This is a genomic window from Parabacteroides sp. PFB2-10 (assembly GCF_029893085.1).
Taxonomy (GTDB): Bacteria; Bacteroidota; Bacteroidia; order Bacteroidales; family Tannerellaceae; genus QVMG01.
Genome location: NZ_JARXWI010000005.1, coordinates 24,256 through 44,108, shown reverse-complemented (window position 1 = coordinate 44,108; position 19,853 = coordinate 24,256). Strand labels below are relative to the sequence as shown.

8 protein-coding genes are annotated in these 19,853 nt (G+C 45.3%); 5 read left to right on the top strand and 3 right to left on the bottom strand.

Translation table 11 applies throughout. The features are described 5' to 3' along the window. Window positions 1–112: 112 nt before the first annotated feature. Genes M2137_RS05830 through M2137_RS05820 form a run of 3 tightly spaced genes read right to left on the bottom strand, consistent with a single transcriptional unit; the run spans window position 113 to window position 5,354 of the window. Window positions 113–1,690: an alpha-L-arabinofuranosidase C-terminal domain-containing protein gene (locus M2137_RS05830; protein WP_280765523.1), complete on the bottom strand. Its 1,578-nt coding sequence runs from the start codon at window positions 1,688–1,690 to the stop codon at window positions 113–115. Between the two features lie 31 nt (window positions 1,691–1,721). Then, a complete protein-coding gene (locus M2137_RS05825; RefSeq protein ID WP_280765522.1) occupies window positions 1,722–3,200 on the bottom strand; it encodes an arabinan endo-1,5-alpha-L-arabinosidase in 1,479 nt (492 codons plus the stop codon). A 54-nt stretch (window positions 3,201–3,254) separates the two neighbouring features. Further along, a complete protein-coding gene (locus tag M2137_RS05820; protein ID WP_280765521.1) occupies window positions 3,255–5,354 on the bottom strand; it encodes an alpha-L-arabinofuranosidase C-terminal domain-containing protein in 2,100 nt (699 codons plus the stop codon). A gap of 170 nt (window positions 5,355–5,524) precedes the next feature. Here M2137_RS05820 and M2137_RS05815 point away from each other — a divergent pair, with 170 nt between their 5' ends. The 5 genes from M2137_RS05815 to M2137_RS05795 all read left to right on the top strand — a co-directional run bounded on the left by M2137_RS05815 (window position 5,525) and on the right by M2137_RS05795 (window position 19,835). Further along, on the top strand, window positions 5,525–9,784 hold the full coding sequence (locus M2137_RS05815; RefSeq protein ID WP_280765520.1) for a two-component regulator propeller domain-containing protein: 4,260 nt from the start codon (window positions 5,525–5,527) through the stop codon (window positions 9,782–9,784). A 485-nt stretch (window positions 9,785–10,269) separates the two neighbouring features. Beyond that, window positions 10,270–11,715 (top strand): LamG-like jellyroll fold domain-containing protein, encoded by a 1,446-nt coding sequence (locus M2137_RS05810; protein WP_280765519.1) that lies wholly within the window; start codon window positions 10,270–10,272, stop codon window positions 11,713–11,715. A gap of 22 nt (window positions 11,716–11,737) precedes the next feature. Further along, window positions 11,738–14,845 (top strand): TonB-dependent receptor, encoded by a 3,108-nt coding sequence (locus M2137_RS05805; protein WP_280765518.1) that lies wholly within the window; start codon window positions 11,738–11,740, stop codon window positions 14,843–14,845. Window positions 14,846–14,858: 13 nt separating this feature from the next. Beyond that, window positions 14,859–16,634 (top strand): RagB/SusD family nutrient uptake outer membrane protein, encoded by a 1,776-nt coding sequence (locus M2137_RS05800; RefSeq protein WP_280765517.1) that lies wholly within the window; start codon window positions 14,859–14,861, stop codon window positions 16,632–16,634. A gap of 81 nt (window positions 16,635–16,715) precedes the next feature. Next, window positions 16,716–19,835 carry a TonB-dependent receptor gene (locus tag M2137_RS05795; protein ID WP_280765681.1) on the top strand — a complete coding sequence of 1,040 codons (3,120 nt, stop codon included), beginning with the start codon at window positions 16,716–16,718 and terminating at the stop codon, window positions 19,833–19,835. The last annotated feature ends 18 nt before the right edge of the window (window positions 19,836–19,853 follow it).

Here is a 19,853-nt window from a genome sequence, read left to right as displayed (position 1 = left end):
GATATGCAACCGGAACGGTTGCACTATCCACCTCCACACATTACATGATTTGAATATCCCTCACTCCTTTCTCCTATCTCCTTTCTCCCTTCTCCTTCAATTATTACATTACTTATTCAACAGTAATAAAGGTTAATGAATGAGGAGGTAGGGTGACAGCTCCGTTTTTCACCTTAAAGCTCTTTTTTTCGGGAACGACCCTGTTTTCCGCACCAATGTCATTGTAATCGTCCGGGCTCTTTCCGCTTAACACCTGTCCGTTTAATGTTTTTGGGGCTTTCTTTCCAAGGCCTTCAAAATCGAGCGTTAGGTCGATGTCGCGTTTGGGGTCTTTGTTGACAATGGCATACACATATCGTTTGCCCGCTTCATCGGAGGTGAGGATCACATCCAATACATTCGTCGAATTGGTGCCGGAGGTGAGCTTTTCCACGGAGCTTTCCACAGGAACTATATATGCTTCCAACCAGTTGGCATACATATAGAGTGTGTGAAATGTGGTTCTCTTCAGGATACCTTCGGGATGCACGAAAATAGCGCCGCGCGTATTGACTACCGGAGAGAAACAGGCTATTTCGACATAGTCGGCATTGCGTAGGCAGGAGTTCAGGAAGCAGGCCGAGAAGAGGGCATCCGCCATGGTGTAGGTGGATTGAATGTCGTTCTTGCGACGGGCCTCCAACTCAAATCCGCGTCGGAAATCGCCATGCCAGGGATGATGCCAGTTGCGCAGGTTCCATTCGTCGTAGGCAATTTTTATCCGGTCGGCAAACCCGGCCTCTTCCAATATGTTGATGGTTCTCTGAATATCTTCTTCCGGTCTCTCTGTCCGCATCATACATTCCAGGTAGGGGGATATGTTATTGACATGAAATGCCGGATCCCAATAGCCATGCACCGAGATATAGTCTAAGTGTTGACCGGCAGCTTTCAATAGCGGCATGGTCCAGTCTTTATTCGAAGTGGCCGCGGCAAAGAGTTTCAGATCCTTCGTCACGCTACGCATTAGCTTGGCCGACTCCCGAACCATTGGTCCCCATTCTTCAACGGTTCTGGCACCCAATTCGTGGCCTCCCCAGTTTTCGTTGCCTACGCTCCAGTATTTCACATCGTAGGGCTCGGGGTGTCCGTTGTTAGCCCGCATCCGTCCGAATTTGCCTACTGTCAGGTTGCAATATTCCACCCAGTCGCTCATCTCTTCGGGGGTGCCTGTCCCTGCGTTTGTGCAGATATAGGGCTCTGTGCCAACCTTCCGGCACCATTTGATGAACTCGTCTGTTCCGAATGTATTGGGATCCTCTACCTGCCAGGTTTTGTCGTAAACAGGCGTCCGTTCGGGGCCGACTCCGTCCAGCCAGTGATAGGTGGAGACAAAACATCCACCCGGCCATCGGATAATAGGCATTTTCAATTCTTTCAAGGCCTCCATCACATCGATCCGGAAGCCATCCTCGTCAGAAAACTTGGATCCGGGATCGTAAATACCACCATAAACCTGATTGTCGAAGTGTTCGATGAACTGTCCGAAAATCATCGGATTGTATTTGATCTTTTCACGATTTTCCAGACGTGATACGCGGTTGCTTACTGTTTCTGTCGGTTGTTGTTTCTCATTGCCGGCAAACACGAATGAGCTGCCAGCCATGAGAAAAATAAAGAATAAGAGATTGATTTTTTTAAATCTGATCATTTTATTTACTGTTTATTGTTGGAATCTTTTATTATTTCACCCTTTTGCCCCAGAAAGAACGTCCATTTTGGTCAAGCCCGGTGAAGAGAATGGTTTCAGATTCATTCTCCCAGTCTTGTCCGGCAAAGACGAATAGTTCGCTGAACAGGTTTTCGCCCTGTTCGATCCGGAGGGTTTGTTTCGCTTCTGTGAACTGCCATTCGCCTCCCTCTTTCAGCTGATTGGCCTCTTCGATGGTGAGGATGAAAGAGGTGTTCCACTCTTCGTTAGCTAATTCATCTTCCCCCCACAGGATTTGTCCGGCTTCGAGCTGGCGTTCATGCAAAGGCTCTATGATATGTATCACCTCCCATTCACCGATCAAGTCTTTTTCCCGTAATGATCGGGAAGGGGTGGCGGCATATCTCTCTGGAGAAACAACCGGCCAGCCGTCGGAATTGAAGAAAACCTCCCGGGCATGAAGCACCATCTGCTGGTTCTGGGGTGAAAGGCGTCCCTGGTGGAACATGAAATAGCGTCCATTCTCCTCGACGACCCCACAATGTCCTGTGCCGGCCCATCCGGGATGGTTGTTAAAACGATACGGGGCGGTCAGTATAGGGAAGTTATTGATTGTATCACGCATATCCTTTCCATTGAAATCATAAAAGGGGCCGTCGGGCGTTTGGCTTCTTCCTACCCGTATGTTATAGGTGGTCATCAACGGGTCGTAAGAGACAAAGAGGAAATACTCTTTCAAATCGGGGTGATAGATGATCTCCGGTGCCTCCAGGTTGTCTTTCAAGAAGTTCGCTCTTCGGACTGTCAGGTGCCCCTGATCGCCTTCGACCTTTGTCAGGCCTGTTTCGGGATCGAGCTCTACACAGAATAATCCCCCGAAGTACGAGCCGTAATGCATCCACCATTTGCCCGTTTCTGCATCGACAATCACACTGGGATCGATGGCATTCTTTTCGCTATCCCAATTGGTCTTTACGACGCAGCCTTTCAGCGTCCATGGTCCTTCGGGAGAGTTCGACTCGGCAAGACCAATGTAGGAATTGGGCAGGCCGAAAGCGGAAACACAATAATACAACCGATACACATCGTTGTATGGAATGATATAAGGCGCCCAGATGTTTGTTGCTCCTTTTCCTCCCGAATTACCCTTCACCCATTCCGATGCTTCGGCCGGTATTTCCGGGAAAGCCCAGCCCAGAAAATCCCAATGAACCAGGTCTTTGGAGCGGCGCATTTGTATATAGCCGATAGGGACTCCTTTCGCAATGGCTTCCTGTTTATTCTCTGCATAAATGGCATCGGTGGAATACATATAATAGTAATCACCCAACTTTTTACATGCCGGGTCGTGCAGGTTGTATGTGCCCCACGACTGATAGTGCTCCATGGCGGAAATAGATTCGTAATTGTCCGGCCAAGGATTGGTTTTCGGTGTTGGAATCACCTCTTTCCCCTGGCAGGAAAAGAGGAACGACAGCGATAAAAACCAAATCAATAAATTGTATTTCATAATATAGTGGTGTTTCCTTACAGATAATATCTGTGTCATAAAAGAGATTTCCTTTTATTTGTTTGTTAAGTCATACTCATATAATAGGATAGAATGAGGAGGCACCTCTACTTCCTGCTTGACTTTGCTGCGACTCACCTCAACCTGTACCTTGTTTGGCTGCTCCGGTGAGTTGTCGTCGGTCACGATGGTTGGTGCCAGTGAATAGAGCGTTGCCTCTTTGCCGATAGAACCGCCTTTGTAATGAAGCTTTATCTTCTGTTCGGTGTATGTCGGGTTGACAATGGAGACGGTAAGTTTCGTTTTGTCTTCATTGACGGTGGCTAACACATCCAAGGGATAAGTAGGGCTTCCGGATATCTCTTTCGGTATATCCACGCCAATGGTGCCGGTTAATTCGCGTTGAGGAGAGTTGCCTGTCAGGTTTACCATCCGCGTTCCGTGGTGTTCCAGAAACAGTTTAAACAGTAATCCATTCGTACTGATTACGGCATCTACGTCATTGTATCTGTATAAACCGTTAAACCCGGTATAGGCGCCCATCATAATAAGATCGGCATGGCGCATAAATTCATGCAAGGCAGCAGCAACTCCAATGGTTGTTTTGAGGCCACGTCCTTCGCCGGCTACCCATTCGTCGACCCAGAAAGGTGTCGGTTTCTCTCTGACTGCCGGTATGCGTTTCTGGTATTCTTCCATGGACTCGATCATACCTTTGATGCGGTTAGGCGTACGGCGTACGAGATCAACCAGTGTGTCGCGAACGGCAACCCAGTCTTGTTTCTCCTGATCGAAATAACCATTGAAATAGGTATAAATATGTTCAGCCATATAGTCTATGTTTTCAAGACTATTAGTAAGCAACATTCCGGTCCAGTCATCCTGACTCAGGTATTCGATAGGCAGTTTCATCTGAAGAGGTTTGCGGTGATGGCGGGCGGTTGTGCCGGTTTCATAGATGGTTGCTCCGGAGGCAATCAGTTTGATGTTGGGATCTTTTGCGCGCATTTCTTCCGCAAAGAAATTGTGTTTCAATGTATAATGCCAGCTCGACATATAACCGATCTGCCATTCCCCATACATTTCATTTCCGATTCCCCAGTATTTCACCTGATAAGGTTCGGGATGTCCGTTGGCAGAACGCCACATTCCCATTGGTGTGTCTTTGTCACCATTCACATACTCTACCCATTGCGCGGCAGAATAGGCATCTCCCAGTCCGCTATTGACCACAAGATAGGGCTCGGTGTCGATCAAATCGCATAATGTCAGAAACTCATCCGTTCCTACATCATTCGATTCTACGGTGAACCAGGCATAATCATACCTGGGCGGACGGCGGTCGATGTCGCCAATGCCGTGACGCCAATCGTAATTAGCTAAGAAATTGCCTCCCGGCCAGCGGTAGATGGTTGCACCTACCGATTTGAGTATTTCAACAATGTCTTTTCTGAATCCATGCAGGTTGTCATCAGGCATTAACGACACGGCGCCAATATAAAAGCTACCTGTTCCTTCGCCTGTTATTTCGATGTATCCTTCATTCGTGTCTCCTTTGGGATAAAAATGGAATGGAAACTTTTTGTAGTCCTTACTAAGCCTGTCGATTACAATACTTTCTCGCTCATTGGCTTTCGTTCCCCATACAAGGCTGACGGTGACTTTAACCTGCGGGTCTCCGCTTAACACAATCCGTCCTTCGTAGCCTTTCCCCTGGCGTAGCCACAATCCCTTTTGCTGAATGCCATTCGGGACGCCGTTTAGTGTGATTTTGGGCGATTGTTTGCCGACATACACATTGTCTTTATCCATCGTAACGCCGGAGGCTGCTCCGACAGGCCGCCATCGTAGCTGATGCCGCCGGGTGTTCCGGGGCTCCAACGTTTCCGAATTGTCGACTGCATAAAAGAATTTACGGTCGCTTAATATTTCGGCCCAGATACCATTCTCGAACATATTATGAAGAAGCTCGGTAAACATACCGTACATAAAAGGGTGGATGGGAGCGTTTGTCTGTTCAAGATGAACCGTTGCCTCTATATCCTTGCCCGGTGTTGCCTGGCCAAACATGCTAACATGAACAGCCAAAAGGGCTATTGATACGAAAGCGTACCTGATCTTTTTCCTAAAAGGATAACAAAATGGTGTATTCATGATAATTGTGTTTTAAGAATCGATGAGCAAAGAAGAATATAATAGCTTGTAGGAGGGGGGATTATCGAATAAAAAAGGAGGACAAACAGATAAAGGGAACTAATTGTTTTTGAGGATAATTTGTACTCTGAAATAGAACCTATATTTTTGCTTGACAAAAAGTAATCGCCATGAGACCACATTCCTACATAGTCATACTATTTTGTATCCTTTTTTCTTGTCCGACGACCCGTGCGCAGGAGTCTTTTACTTCGCGTAATAATTTCGCCTATATAACCATGGAAGACGGACTTCTCCATGATTTCATCGATTACATATATAAAGATAGCCGCGGTTTTCTTTGGCTGGCGACACGGGGAGGTGGTATTTCGCGGTATGATGGTTACGAGTTTATACATTATACAATCCATACGCCTGATGGGAAAGTAAGGAGCAATTTTATTACAGGTTGTTGTGAAGATGCTTTCGGACGCTTGTGGATTGCCTCGACGGAAGGGATCGACATTCTCGATTTGTCTACCGACAAAATGGTTACACTTACTGAACCACAAGAACCCGCTGCTGCTATTTTTCAACAATCCGTTTCGTATGTCACGAAAGATAGTAAAGGCAATATCTGGATGGCATGTGACGGAATTATCTACAAGATAACATTTGATGCAAACGGTGGTCTGCAAAAACATTATTCGCTTGAAACCGGCTTTTTAGATTATCCTGTGGTTATAAACGATATGGATGGCGATGGCAATGTGTGGCTCGCCGTGGGTCATAAGGTCAGTAAGGTGTTTACCCGCCAGGAGGAGCTGCAGGCGACCACCATAAGTCCCCAGCTTGAGTTTAATGAAGGCATCAGGATCAGCTCGCTTTGCCGGAAAGAAAATGAGATCTGGATCGGAACAAACCTGGAACTGATACGCTATGACAGAAATCGGGAAAGCCTTAAGTCATACTACTCGAATGAAACTCAAAGGGGATTAACACAGACTTTCATCACAGACCTGGCGCTGAATAGCGAAAACCAGTTATTGGTAAGCACCTATCGGGGATTCAATGTCTATAATCCGATTACCGATGACTTTGAACAAATCATGCTGGATACCGAAAGTCCGGAGAAAGGATTGAACTCGAACTTCATTAATTGCATGATGGCTGACGGTGATATCGTATGGATTGGTACGGAGTCGGGTGGATTGAATAAAATAACGCCCAAGAGTTTGTCGATAAAAAACTATGTCTATGAGAAGTATGATCCGCACAGTTTATCGCCTAATCCGGTAAATGCGATATATGAAGACGAAAAGGAAACCTTGTGGGTCGGTACGGTCGAAGGCGGTATAAACCGGAAAGAAAAGGGAAGCGAACGTTTTATTCATTATACAACAGCGAACAGTGGCTTGAGCCATAATTCCGTAAGCGAAATCGTTAAAGACAACCGAAACCAGCTTTGGGTTGGCACCTGGGGAGGGGGGATCACCGTTTTCGACCCGGAACGTCCGGGAATGCCCGCGGTTAAGTATTTCGCTCCCTGGCATAATCCGGGGTTTCATCTTGGCTTCGTTGCTTCGTTATGTTATGATCCTATCAACGACCTTATGTGGATTGGCGCAGACGAGGGGCTTTACTATTATGATTTCAAGACAGATCGGTTGCATAATCCCTTTTATGACGAACAATTATCGGATCAGATACACTGTGTATCAGGCGTGATTATCGACCCAAACGGTCTGTTGTGGATGGGAACAATGTATGGCGTTTTTGTTTTTGACCTACATTCACGAAAGAATGATAAATTCCGGCATTCCCATCTGAAATACAAACTGGACGACCCGACCTCCCGGTTGAGAGAATATATTTGTTACCTGTTTCTGGCCTCTGATAATACCTTGTGGTTGGGAAGCAATGGCAATGGTCTGTTTAAGCATATTCCTAATGAAGACGGAGCCATAGGCCATTTTATTAATTACAATAATCACCATGGACTGATAAGTAATAATGTCCGGGGGATTTTGGAAGATGATCGTAAGCGCCTATGGATAAATACCAATTATGGGATATCCTGTTTTGATCTTGCGGCGAATAGTTTTACAAATTACACAAGCAACGATGGCTTGATGGATAATAAGTTTTACTGGAATGGTGCTTTAGCCTCTCAAAGCGGTATGCTTTATTTTGGTGGCATAAAAGGTTTGGCAGCGATCGATCCCAAAATTCAGACTTCAAGAACGCATAATACGAAAGTGACCCTGACCGAGTTGAGCGTTATGAACCAGCGTATAAAACCCGGAAAGAAATATATCGACAGGGATATCTCTACCGTAAAAGCCATACACCTGCATGAAAGTGATAAGTCTTTCTGGTTAGAATTTGCGGCATTAAACTTCGATTCGCCGGTAACAGCCCGTTATAGTTACCGCTTAGTCGGATTTGATCCGCATTGGATCGAGGTGCCTGCCGACCGCCGTTTTGCCAATTATACGAATTTGCCTGCCGGAGATTATGTTTTTGAGGTGAAATACTCGATTGATGACGAAGAAGTAGACCCCCCCGTAACCAAAGTCCAGGTGATCGTTACCCCCTTTTTCTATAAAACTCCCTGGTTTATATCCCTTTTGATGATAAGTGTGATCTGCCTGATTGTGTATATCTATATAAGACGTATCGCTATACTGCAAAAACAAAAACAGCACTTACACAAAATTGTAGACGAAAGAACGCATGAACTCAGGGAACAGAAGCAGTTATTGGAAGTTCAGGCAGGCGAATTATCCCACCAAAACGAGATGCTAAAACATCAGAATGACGAAATTACGCGGCAGAAAACGCAACTGATTGAAATGTCCGAAAAGGTGCAGGAGCTAACGGCCGATAAGATCTCTTTCTTCACAAGCATTACGCATGAATTCCGCACCCCCGTCACCCTGATTACAGGCCCCATCGAGCGTGCCCTTAAGCTGAGTCACAACCCCTTAGTGATCGAACAACTCAGCTTTGTCGAGCGCAATGCGAAATACCTGCTTTCACTTGTCAATCAAATAATGGATTTCCGCAAGGTGGAATCCGGCAAGTTGCAGATTGTGAAAACGAAAGGAAATTTCAGACACTTCATATCTACCCTTATTTCCCCGTTTGCTGTTTTGGCGGAAGGCAGGAAGATCACACTCAGGCAATATATGCGTATTGATACAGACGAATGGGCGTTTGATCAGGATGCGATGCAAAAGGTCATCACCAATTTGTTGTCAAATGCGATCAAGTTCACACCGGATGGGGGCACCATATCGCTTTATGCGGCAACTTTGAACGATCGCTCAGGAAAGCGCCTGTATATAGCTGTCAGAGATAATGGCATTGGTATTCCGGAGGCGGATATTTCCAATATATTCGATCGCTTCTATCAGTCTAAAAACAAGGTGAAATTTCCGGTTTATGGACAAAGCGGCACAGGCATCGGACTCTATTTGTCAAAGAGTATTATTACACAAATGGGCGGAACTATTTCCGCTGCCAATAACAAAGGCGCGGGAAGCTCTTTCCGGGTAGTGATACCGATCGACGAGGCGGCTCCCGGACAACAGGAAATCGTCGCCGGGAAACCACAGTTCCCGGAAGAAAAGGAGGATCAACCTATCACCTCTTTTATTCCCGGGAAGCTGACCTTGTTGGTCGTAGAAGATAATCAGGATATGCGAAGCTTTATCCGTTCTATCCTGATAGAGCAGTATAATGTGATCGAAGCAGGGAATGGCGAAGAAGCACTCGAACTGTTGAAGGCAAACAATGTCGATTTCATCGTCAGCGACCTGATGATGCCTGTTATGGATGGGGTGGAACTTTCGCGGAGGGTGAAGAAAAACTTTACCACCTCTCATATTCCATTCTTGATGCTTACGGCTAAAACATCACAGGAATCACGCATTGAAAGCTACAAGATGGGGGTTGATTCCTTCTTGTCAAAACCATTTAACGACGAACTGTTGTTGACCCGGATAAATAATATCCTTGAGAACAGAAGCCGCTACCATAGTCGGTTTGCCCAGAATATGGATGTGCGCGAACTGCAGATGGTCGAAGAATCGCGGGATGAGAAATTTATCAATAAAGCCCTTTCCGTCGTACAGGAAAACTACAAGAATCCATCATACGAATCAGCCGAGTTCGTTAAATCCATGGGAGTCAGCAAAAGCCTGTTGAATAAGAAACTGCAAACGTTGACGGGACAGTCGCTGGGGCAATTTATCCGTAATTACCGGTTGAATGTCGCCCGTGAGTTGATCGAAGTAAACAGAATTACCAAGAAAATGAACATATCGGAAATAGCCTACGAGGTAGGATTCAATGACCCCAAATATTTTACCCGTTGCTTTGTCAAACGCTTTAATGTAACCCCGACAGAGCTGATGGAAAATACACGGGAAATAGACGATGAGTGACGAGCAACCGGCCATATGACCCCTTTTTTGAATTGTTTATAAAAGTTAAATTCACCCCTTTTCTTCGAAAACTCCAACTTACGATTTGTAATTTTTGCGGGACTTTGCGCGCAAAAAGGCGGGACTTTTTTGACAAACTCCCGGGAGAAACACTTTTTAACATACCGGATTGTAATTAAAAACGTCGTTTTGCTTAAAATCTTTCATTTTAACAATCGGAGATCGCTTAGCCGTAGGCGCAGAGCAAATAACATTCGCTTCCCGAAGGATCAGAAGCAATTGGGGAAATGTGGTAGGGGAGGAGGCCTTTCCGAAGCGTTTAGTGAGTAGATGTTGATTTGTGATTCGAATAAGCTAAAATGGGAAATTGCTCGATTATCCTCTTTGTAAATACAATAATCCTCCTCCTTTGAAAAGCGACCTCGTATGTTTGCAGTGTATAAATTACATTTATTTTTTTCAATAACCTAAAACAAAGTATTATTATGAAGACAAGAAGGTGGCCGTTGTTTGTATTGACAACGGTAATGACAGTTTTCTTTCTCTCCTCATGCCATAAGTGGGGAGAATGGGATCCCCCTTCCGGGAATCAAGTCTATCCCAAACTGCAACTATTAAGCAATCATGCATTTGACACGTTGGAGGATGTTGATGCAGAGCTGTTTGCCTATCCCGAAGGCAACGTGCCGGAAGTTGTTTACGATGATTATCTTACCAATGTATTAAGTTTGGAAGGAGGATATATGCGTTTGGCCAGTCCTCTTCTCAATGCGAATCTTCAATTGGGAGGTTCTTTTACCTTTTGGTTGAATGTAGGTCGGGAGAATGAAAAGGGCACTTTGATCTCCTTGACAGGCGAAGACAATCAGTCCGCTTTGTCCATTAAAGGCAACGGAAGTATTGCTTTTCAATCCGCTGCCGGAAACTTCTCTTCTGATCCGGGTATTTCGGCGTTGTTGACGCCGGACGAATGGCATTACCTAGCGGTGATTGTCCATGTCGATGGGTATACAATCTATGTTGATGGCAAGGAGGCGACCGACTATGTATCGACCGACTTCGATTTCGTCAATGTAAAAGACTTTATGATGTCGTCTACTCATCTTTACCTGGGGTATGACAGTAGTACCCCTCCTGAAGCAATCAAATTGAAAGACTTAAAGGTTTACCGCAATAAAGTGACCGCGAAAGAGATAAACGTGCCGGTTGTGAAACCGCCGGTAAGCAGACCGCCTGTCTACATGAATACGTTTGATGATCTGGGTACGGCTACGATTATCGGAGGTGGTAGCCTCGTCACGGTGGATGATCCCGGATTCGGACAGGTATTTAAAAATGTAACAGGAGGCATGCGCCAGAATTATCTCTTGTTGCCATCGGGTGTATTATCTCACTCGACTGAAACCAAAGAAATGTCGATCAGTATGTGGGTGAATGCAAAAGAGGCGGGTGATTCCCCTGTTTATATGTGGTCGCCGCTATTGACAGCCTATAACAAAGCGCCGGAAGGTGGAAACGGAGCACCGATGTTTGCTTTGCAATACCGGGGCGTATTGATGATCAACAACAATGGATGGTGTGACTTCACGGATGCCCAGAATGTAGCCGGCGCAAATAAGGTTTTACATAATGCAACCGATTGGCTGGCCGACAAGAAATGGCACCATTATATAGCCACGATGACTGAAAAAACGGCAAAGGTGTATTTCGACGGAGTATTGATCAACGAATGGGAGATCAACGGCAACGCGGACGGACAGAGCTTCGCCGGACTGTTTGAACACGGATCTGCCTATACCTATATCTGTTTGGGAGGAAACCAGGCTTGGGGTTGGGGTGACCCGGATCCCGGATTTATGTTTGACGATCTTGCTATTTATGATTTTGAGTTGACTCCAAATCAGATATCCAGTATTATAAAAAATAAATAAATCTACCATAAAGCTTATATAAATGGAAAATCACAGATTTAATCTAAGAAGGCTGGAGAAGATATTTCTCCGGTTATTTCTGATCGGATGCTTTATTTTATCTGCACAATTCACTTTTGCACAGACCAAGCAGATAAAAGGACGCATTGCGGATAATGCAGGTATAGAAGTTATCGGAGCCAGTATACGGGAGAAGGGAACCCAGAACGGTACGGTGACAGATTATAATGGAGAGTTTTCGATCTCAGTGAAAGAGAATGCCATACTGGAGATCAGCTATGTGGGCTATAAAGCGCAGGAAATAGAAACCAGAGGCAAAGACTTTCTTCATATCGAATTGCAAGAAGACTCGCAATTGCTGGAAGAGGTAGTTGTTGTCGGTTATGGTTCACAGAAGAAAGAAAGTGTGGTAGGTGCTATCTCGCAGGTAAGTTCCAAAGAATTACTGAAATCGCCGGCGGCCAATATCTCACAGGCCATTGCCGGTAAGATACCCGGTGTGATCACCTCGCAGGCTTCCGGTGCGCCGGGCGATGACGATGTGCAGATATTTATTCGTGGACGCGCCTCATTTGCCGGTGATAACCAACCTTTGATCCTTGTCGACGGGGTAGAGCGGCAGTATTCCCAGATTGCTCCGGATGATATTGAAACCATATCTGTATTGAAAGACGCCTCGGCAACAGCCGTTTATGGGGTGAGGGGTGCTAATGGGGTGATGCTGATCACGACCAAACGCGGGAAAGAGCAGAAACCGATCGTCAGCCTGACGGCCAACTGGCAGATGCAATCACCCACGCGCAATCCCAAATACTTAGATTCCTACAACTCGTTGGTATTGCTTGAAGAAGCGTTGGGCAACGACGGAATGCCTTCCCAGTATTCGGCCAATGATCTGGAGATGTACAGAAAAGCCTCTGCCGGACAACTCTCAGGGTTGGAGTCATTGCTTTATCCCGATGTAGACTGGTATGATTATGTATTACGCGGATCGGCTCCGGCACAACGCTATAATGTGAACATTCAGGGAGGAACCAAGCGTATGCGATATTTCGCCTCTGCCGAATACTACGGACAGGATGGGTTGTATAAGAACTTCAGTACCGATCCTTATGGCAATAAGTCGAATGCCAGTTACCGCCGTTACGCTTTCCGTGCCAATATGGACTTATTGTTGACAAACGATCTGACACTTTCGATCAACTTCGGCACACGTTTTGAAGAAAAACGGGGGCCGAATGCCAGCGATGGTGATGTGTTCTATGAATTGACCCGTACGCCGGGTTGGTTGTTCCCGGTTTCCTATACCGTAGGTGAAGGCGAAGACCAAAAAACATTGTATGGCGGAAGTTCACAATACCAGAATAATATTGTCGGACGCCTGGCGAAGGGTGGTTTTTACCGGGCTACCAATACCATTAACGAAACCAACTTTATTTTCGATTATAAGATGGATTGGCTTACGCCAGGCTTGAAAGCCAAAGCGATGCTTGCCTTTGACTATGATGCTTATTATAACCGGAGATTTACAGCTAATTTTGCTACCTATGAACTAAATGACCGCGATAATTACCAATCGATTGATGCTTACAATAAGTTTAATACCGATACGGAGTTAGGCTATGCAGGGCATTCTCAAACAACCGTGTATAAGTTGTATATGGAAGCCCAATTGAATTATGCCCGCAAGTTTGATGTTCACGATGTGACCGGTATGTTGCTTTACAATCAGAACGACTATCGTTATCAGGCCAACCTGGCTGAACGCTACCAGGGCTTGGTTGGACGTGTTACATACGGATATGATGATCGCTATCTGGCGGAGGTAAACTTCGGATATAACGGTTCGGAGAACTTTATGCGTGGCCGTCGTTTCGGTTTCTTCCCCTCTTTCTCTATTGGTTGGAGAATCAACAATGAGAAATTCATGGAGAAAACGAATGAATGGCTTGATAACCTGAAAATCCGTGCCTCTTATGGACAGGTAGGGAATGACGTCTATAAGGTGAACGGAGCAAAACAACGGTTCCTCTACCAAGAGGTATGGAGCCAGCTTGGTAATGCCTATTATTTCGGAGAAACCGGTACAACGGGTATATACGAAAGCCAGTATCCCAATTATTATGTGACCTGGGAAAGAGCGCACAAGTATAACTTAGGGCTTGAATTCGGTCTCTGGGGTGGACTATTGGATGGTAATTTTGATCTGTTCTACGAAAAGCGAAATGATATCCTGACGCCTTACCTGACCCGTCCACAATGGGTTGGTGTGAATATGGCTGCCGGAAACTTAGGTAAAACGAAGAACGCAGGTTATGAAATATCCTTAAAGCATAACAATCGTATTAGCAAGGATTTGAGCTATAATGTCGGTTTCAACTTCACCCATGCTCGCAATGAGATCCTGGAAATGGATGAACCTGCTTCCAAAACAGCCTACCGGAAATCGGAAGGTCAGCCTATTTCGCAATACTTCGGATTGGTCAGCGAAGGCTATGTGACTTCTGAAGACCTGGCAAATCCTGATTTCCCAAAATCCACATTCGGAAACGTCAGGGTAGGAGACCTGAAATACCGGGATATGAATAAGGATGGCTTTATTGATGATAGAGACATTACCTTCATTGGATATAGCAATATACCGGAAAATACCTACTCCCTTTCTTTAGGACTTGATTACAAAGGTATCGGATTGAGTATGATGTTCCAGGGGGTAGACAAGGTGTCGCGCTATTATGATTCATTTGCCCAATTTGCCTTCTTCGATGGCGGGAAAGTAAAAGAACATCATTTAGACCGATGGGATCCGGCATTAAGTGAAGCAGAGAATTTGAAGTCGGCCAAGTATCCTTTGTTGCATTATGGATCGAATGGCGATCATAATCAACGACTCAACTCTTTTTTCCTGAAAAACGGTGCCTTCTTCCGATTGAAGAATATCGAGCTGAGTTATACGTTGCCTGAGCATTGGATTCGGGTAGTAGGAATGAGTGACTGTCGTATCTATATTAATGGAAACAACCTGATCACATGGGATAAACTCGATGGTTTGGTCGATCCTGAAAGCAATGGCTCTCATAAATATCCGATTATGAAAACCATAAACTTTGGAGCTAATATTAAATTCTAATACGAGACGAATCATGAAAAAAAATATTTTATATCCATTATTCACCTTACTTCTGTTGGGGATGACACTGACCTCCTGTGAGGATATGTTTGGTGACTTTCTGGACAAACAACCGAGTAATGAATTGACGGAAGAGATTGTTTTCAGCGATTGGACAACAACGCGGCAATTTCATTTCGATACCTATAACTTCCTTCGGCATGGAGCCGGACGTATTAATGGCTCATGGCTTGATGCGGCAACGGATCTTTCCGTCACCAGCTTCTCTTATGGTGGTACGCGCGTCAGCTTTAATATTGGTAATTATTACAATGGGGCTGCCTCTAATGAGTTGACTGGGACGTGGGAACATTACTACAGAGGTATTCGTAAGTGCAACTTTACGTTGACCAAGATCGACGAAGTGCCCAAACCGGCCGATGAGAGTGATGAGAAATATGAGACGGATAAGCTGAACTACAAATCGGAAGCTCGTTTTCTGCGCGCCTGGTTCTATTGGGAAATGTTCCTGCGGTATGGTCCTCTGCCTATCGTTACGGAAGTGTTGGATCCCGATGGTGATTTGTTGACAGGATATACCACACGTCCTTCTATTAAAGAATATGTGGTTGACTTTATTTTAAGTGAACTGAAAGACTGTGAAAGCGGCTTGATGAATTATATAGCCGATGAGTCGGAACTGAAAAGAAATGCCGGACGAATCACAAAACCGATCGCCAGAGCGCTTTATTCACGCATCATGTTGTATATGGCAAGTGATCGATTCAGAGCAGAATCGGGCATCACGTGGGCAGAAGCCGTTGAGGCATCCAAAGGTTTTATCGATACCTATGGTGGATTATACGCTCTGTTCCAACCGGAAAGCGACCCGGTGAGCAATTATACGGCGGCTATTCTCAGAAATGCGCATAGTGGAAAAAATCGCGAAACCATATTCTGGCGCAACCAGGTTGCAGTCGGATGGTCGGCCATTAGTGATGACACACCGGTAGGTGAAGGAGGCATGGGCGGTAATTGTCCTACGCAGAATTTAGTCGATATGTATGATATGGCTAACGGAGAGTCGCCTTTTGCCTCTTATGATGAAACGGGTGCGCCGGTTTATAATGAAGGATTGATGCCGAAAATCAACCCGGAGAGTGGTTATAACGAAGCCAATTTCCTGGCAAACAGGGATGCTCGCCTGCAGGCGACAGTGCTGTACCAGGGTGTAAGCTGGGGGAATGGCGTTATTAATGTGATCAGAGGGCAGCGTGACAATCCGTTAGGTAATACCAATGCGACTCCTACCGGTTACTATATGCGCAAATATATCCCCGAAAACATTCTTAGTGCGAATCATTCCGGTTCGAATTTCCGCAACTGGATCATTATGCGTTATGCCGAAATCCTGCTGAATTATGCGGAAGCGCTGAACGAAGCGGGTGGAAGTCGTGCGGAAGTACTGAATATATTGCAACCCATTCGTGACCGGGCGGGATTAACAGCCAAATTGGTTGAACGCAAAGACCTGCAAACATTAGAGGACAGACGGAATTTTATCCGTAAGGAACGCGCGGTGGAATTGGCTTATGAAGAGCATAGAATCTGGGATGTGCGTCGTTGGAATGTGGCAGAAAAAGCCTTGGCACGCCCCGTTTACGGTGTAGATGTGACCAATGAAGGCGGTGTGATCAAGATGACACGTAAAGTAGCTCAGGAGCGGGTGTTTGACTCTAAAATGTATCTCTATCCGATTCCGGAAGCAGAAGAATGGAAAACAAATATTGAAAACAATCCTGGTTGGTAATTTAAGTCTATGAACATGTGTACTACAAAACAAAAAAATAGATGGGCGGGGTTAGAGAAATGCCTGCTTGTCACTATCTTGATGTTGTTTGCTTTTATGGTAAATGCCCAGGAAGTAAGAACGTTAGAGGGACGAATTGTTGATCCGGAAGGTAATCCAGTCCCCGGAGCTATCGTTAATATTGCGGAATCCAGCCATATAGAGCTGACTGATGAGAACGGAAACTTCAAATTACCCCGTGTAAAAGCGAGTGATGAGATTATAGTAACAGCCGTTGGCTATTTTACAGAGACGGTGAAACCGGAGTTTACTGTTGGGTATAAAATCACTCTGCGCGAGGATCTTGATGAATATGCCCATACAATAGCCGTGCCTTTTGGGCGGAAGCAGAAGAAGCTTACCACTGAATCGATGTCTACCGTAACAGGTGAAGAGTTGGAAAAGCATCCGATCACTGTGTTGCAAAATGCCTTTACATCGACTGTTACAGGGGTACAAGCGTATGAATCGGCCAGTGAGCCCGGATGGAGTGAAACAGCCACCTTTATTCGTGGTATTCGAACCATGAACAGAGGAGCTCGTTCGGTGTTGGTTATTGTCGATGATGTGGAGCGTGACCTCTCCTTCCTGGATGCCTATCCGATTGAAACAATATCGGTTCTCAAAGACGCTGCCGCGACTGCTATTTATGGTATGCGAGGAGCAAACGGAGCGATTATTGTTACAACCAAACGCGGACAAGCCGGGAAAACCAAGATAAACCTGTCGCAGGAATTTGGTTATCAGACGTTAACCGGTATGGTTGAGAATCAGAATTCGTACAATATGGCTTTGACCCGTAACCAGATTGCTTATCTGGATGGTATGGATCCGATCTTTTCAGATGAAGAAATCGAATACTACCGGAGAGTAAGTGCCGGAGAAGAATTGGAAGGAATGAATAAGTATAAATACTTTAACACCAATTGGTTCAAGGAGCTCTACCGGGATGCCGCGCCACAGATGAAAACAAACTTCAATATCAGTGGGGGAAATGACAAAGCACGTTATTTTGTTTCGTTCACCTATCTCCGCCAAGAGGGTATGTGGAATGACAAATGGACGAATTATAATGAAGATTTCACGACTCAGCATATATTGAATCGTTATAACCTTCGTTCGAATATCGATATTGATGTGAATAAATACCTGAATGTTTCGTTAGACTTAGGGGGACGTATCGATAATATTTCGCAACCTCGTGAAGGGGTATTCGGGTTGGTAACCTTTGGTGCTGTTGAAGCAAACCCTATGAAGCCGATCTATTGTCCGAATGGAGAATTGTTTGTCGATACGGATGCCAATAATGCCGGAGTGATGCTGGCTGCATCGGGTATGGATAAGAACCGCCGTCGTAACTTGTATTCTACCCTGACGGCAACGGGTGATCTGGGAGCTCTTGTTCCGGGTTTGAAAGCCAATGTTACATTTAGCTTTGACACATACGAGACATTCCAGTCGGTTCAAACATCTAATGTGAACGCTTTCTATTATAATCTGATGGATGATGTTTCGGATATTTCTGAATATAAGTATACCCGTCGACGCACCTATTCCGCTTTGACTAATCCTACGTCAACTCCGCGTGATTATTATTACAATATTAATATGAACGGAGGATTGAGCTATAATAACACATTTGGTAAACATGCCGTAAGCGCACGGACTTTTGTTCGTACCTACCAGAATGTTGTTCGGGGACAATCGTCATCCAACCGGAATCTCTCTTTCAACGGAACCGCGACCTACGTTTATGATCATCGATATATCCTTTCCGGAAATGTTTCTTACATGGGAAGTGATAATTATGCGCCGGGCGAACGCTTCGCTTTGTTTCCCGGTGGATCTATCGGATGGGTGGCCTCTGAAGAGTCTTGGTTGAAAAACAGATATATCACGCTCTTGAAACTACGTGCTTCTTATGGCCGTGCCGGACAATCGACTACCGGAGCCGGAAGATACCCTTACCAGGGAACATTCGCTCAGGGATCAGGATATAACTTTGGAACGAGCCAGTCGTATACGCAGGGAACCTATGAATCAAAAGCAGGGAATCTGAATAATAAATGGGAAATATCCGATATGGTGAATGTGGGTGTTGACTTTGATTTCTTTGATAAAAAGATCTACGGTTCTTTCGATGCGTTTAAAGAATGGCGTTCTAATATCCTCGTGAGCCGCTCTACCGTTCCTACCATGTTTGGTGTAAGCGCTCCGCAGGACTCTTACGGTAAGGCAGAAAGCAAAGGGTTTGAACTCTCCTTGGGACATCATAATAATATAGGGAAATTCAAATACCACGTAGAGGGTATGCTTACCTGGAATACCAACAAGATTGTAGAAATGGATGAATTGGCACCTAATATGCCCTGGCAGCAAAAGACCGGAAAGCGTATTTTCGACTATTTCGTGGCTGACGGAAGTTACAATGGGAATGTCGGAGGATACAACCTCTTTTTGTTCGATCAATGGGCGAGTGACCCTGATTTGATTGCCAGTAGCTATCAGGATGCCTTAGATAATCCGCATAAGTATCCTTACCACTCGGCATCAGGCGAGGGGCAGCCCTTAGGAACGGCTGTGTTTAGAGACCTGGACGGAGACCGCAAAATTGATACGAATGATATGACTCCACATGGGTACACGATCATTCCGGAACTTACTCCTTCTTTGAATGTAGGATTTAACTGGTTTGGCTTCGATGCCCGTGTGATATTGACAGCGTATCTGAATCGTTCGGTTATGGGGCGTGAGAATATGGCCTACTCTTCCTGGGGAAAGATGGGAACACATGAAGTGGTGAATGCATGGGGTTACTACACGGATGATCCGAATGACCCGCGCAATATAAATGCTAAGTATCCCCGTCCTTCTACCAATGCTTTTAACAGTATTGACAGCTCCGGTGAATACCAAAAGAATACGATCTGGCATTTCAATGGCGATTACCTTTCTTTGCGTAATATCGAAGTCGGTTACTCACTACCGAAAGCGCTTATTGCCAAGGCAAATATGACCAACTGCCGCATCTATTTCAGTGGCTATAACCTCCATACCTGGAGTCATCTCCCCAAAGGCTTTGACCCGGAAAAACCGATGAGTTTTGTTTGGTGGTATCCTAAAACAAAATCATTCTCGGTGGGAATTAATATTGGTTTTTAATTATGACAAATGAATAAG

Coding starts and splice junctions, on each gene's coding strand:
- M2137_RS05805 (WP_280765518.1), top strand. CDS start 11,738: ATGGAAAATCACAGATTTAATCTAAGAAGGCTGGAGAAGATATTTCTC.
- M2137_RS05810 (WP_280765519.1), top strand. CDS start 10,270: ATGAAGACAAGAAGGTGGCCGTTGTTTGTATTGACAACGGTAATGACA.
- M2137_RS05815 (WP_280765520.1), top strand. CDS start 5,525: ATGAGACCACATTCCTACATAGTCATACTATTTTGTATCCTTTTTTCT.
- M2137_RS05800 (WP_280765517.1), top strand. CDS start 14,859: ATGAAAAAAAATATTTTATATCCATTATTCACCTTACTTCTGTTGGGG.
- M2137_RS05830 (WP_280765523.1), bottom strand. CDS start 1,690: ATGATCAGATTTAAAAAAATCAATCTCTTATTCTTTATTTTTCTCATG.
- M2137_RS05825 (WP_280765522.1), bottom strand. CDS start 3,200: ATGAAATACAATTTATTGATTTGGTTTTTATCGCTGTCGTTCCTCTTT.
- M2137_RS05820 (WP_280765521.1), bottom strand. CDS start 5,354: ATGAATACACCATTTTGTTATCCTTTTAGGAAAAAGATCAGGTACGCT.
- M2137_RS05795 (WP_280765681.1), top strand. CDS start 16,716: ATGTTGTTTGCTTTTATGGTAAATGCCCAGGAAGTAAGAACGTTAGAG.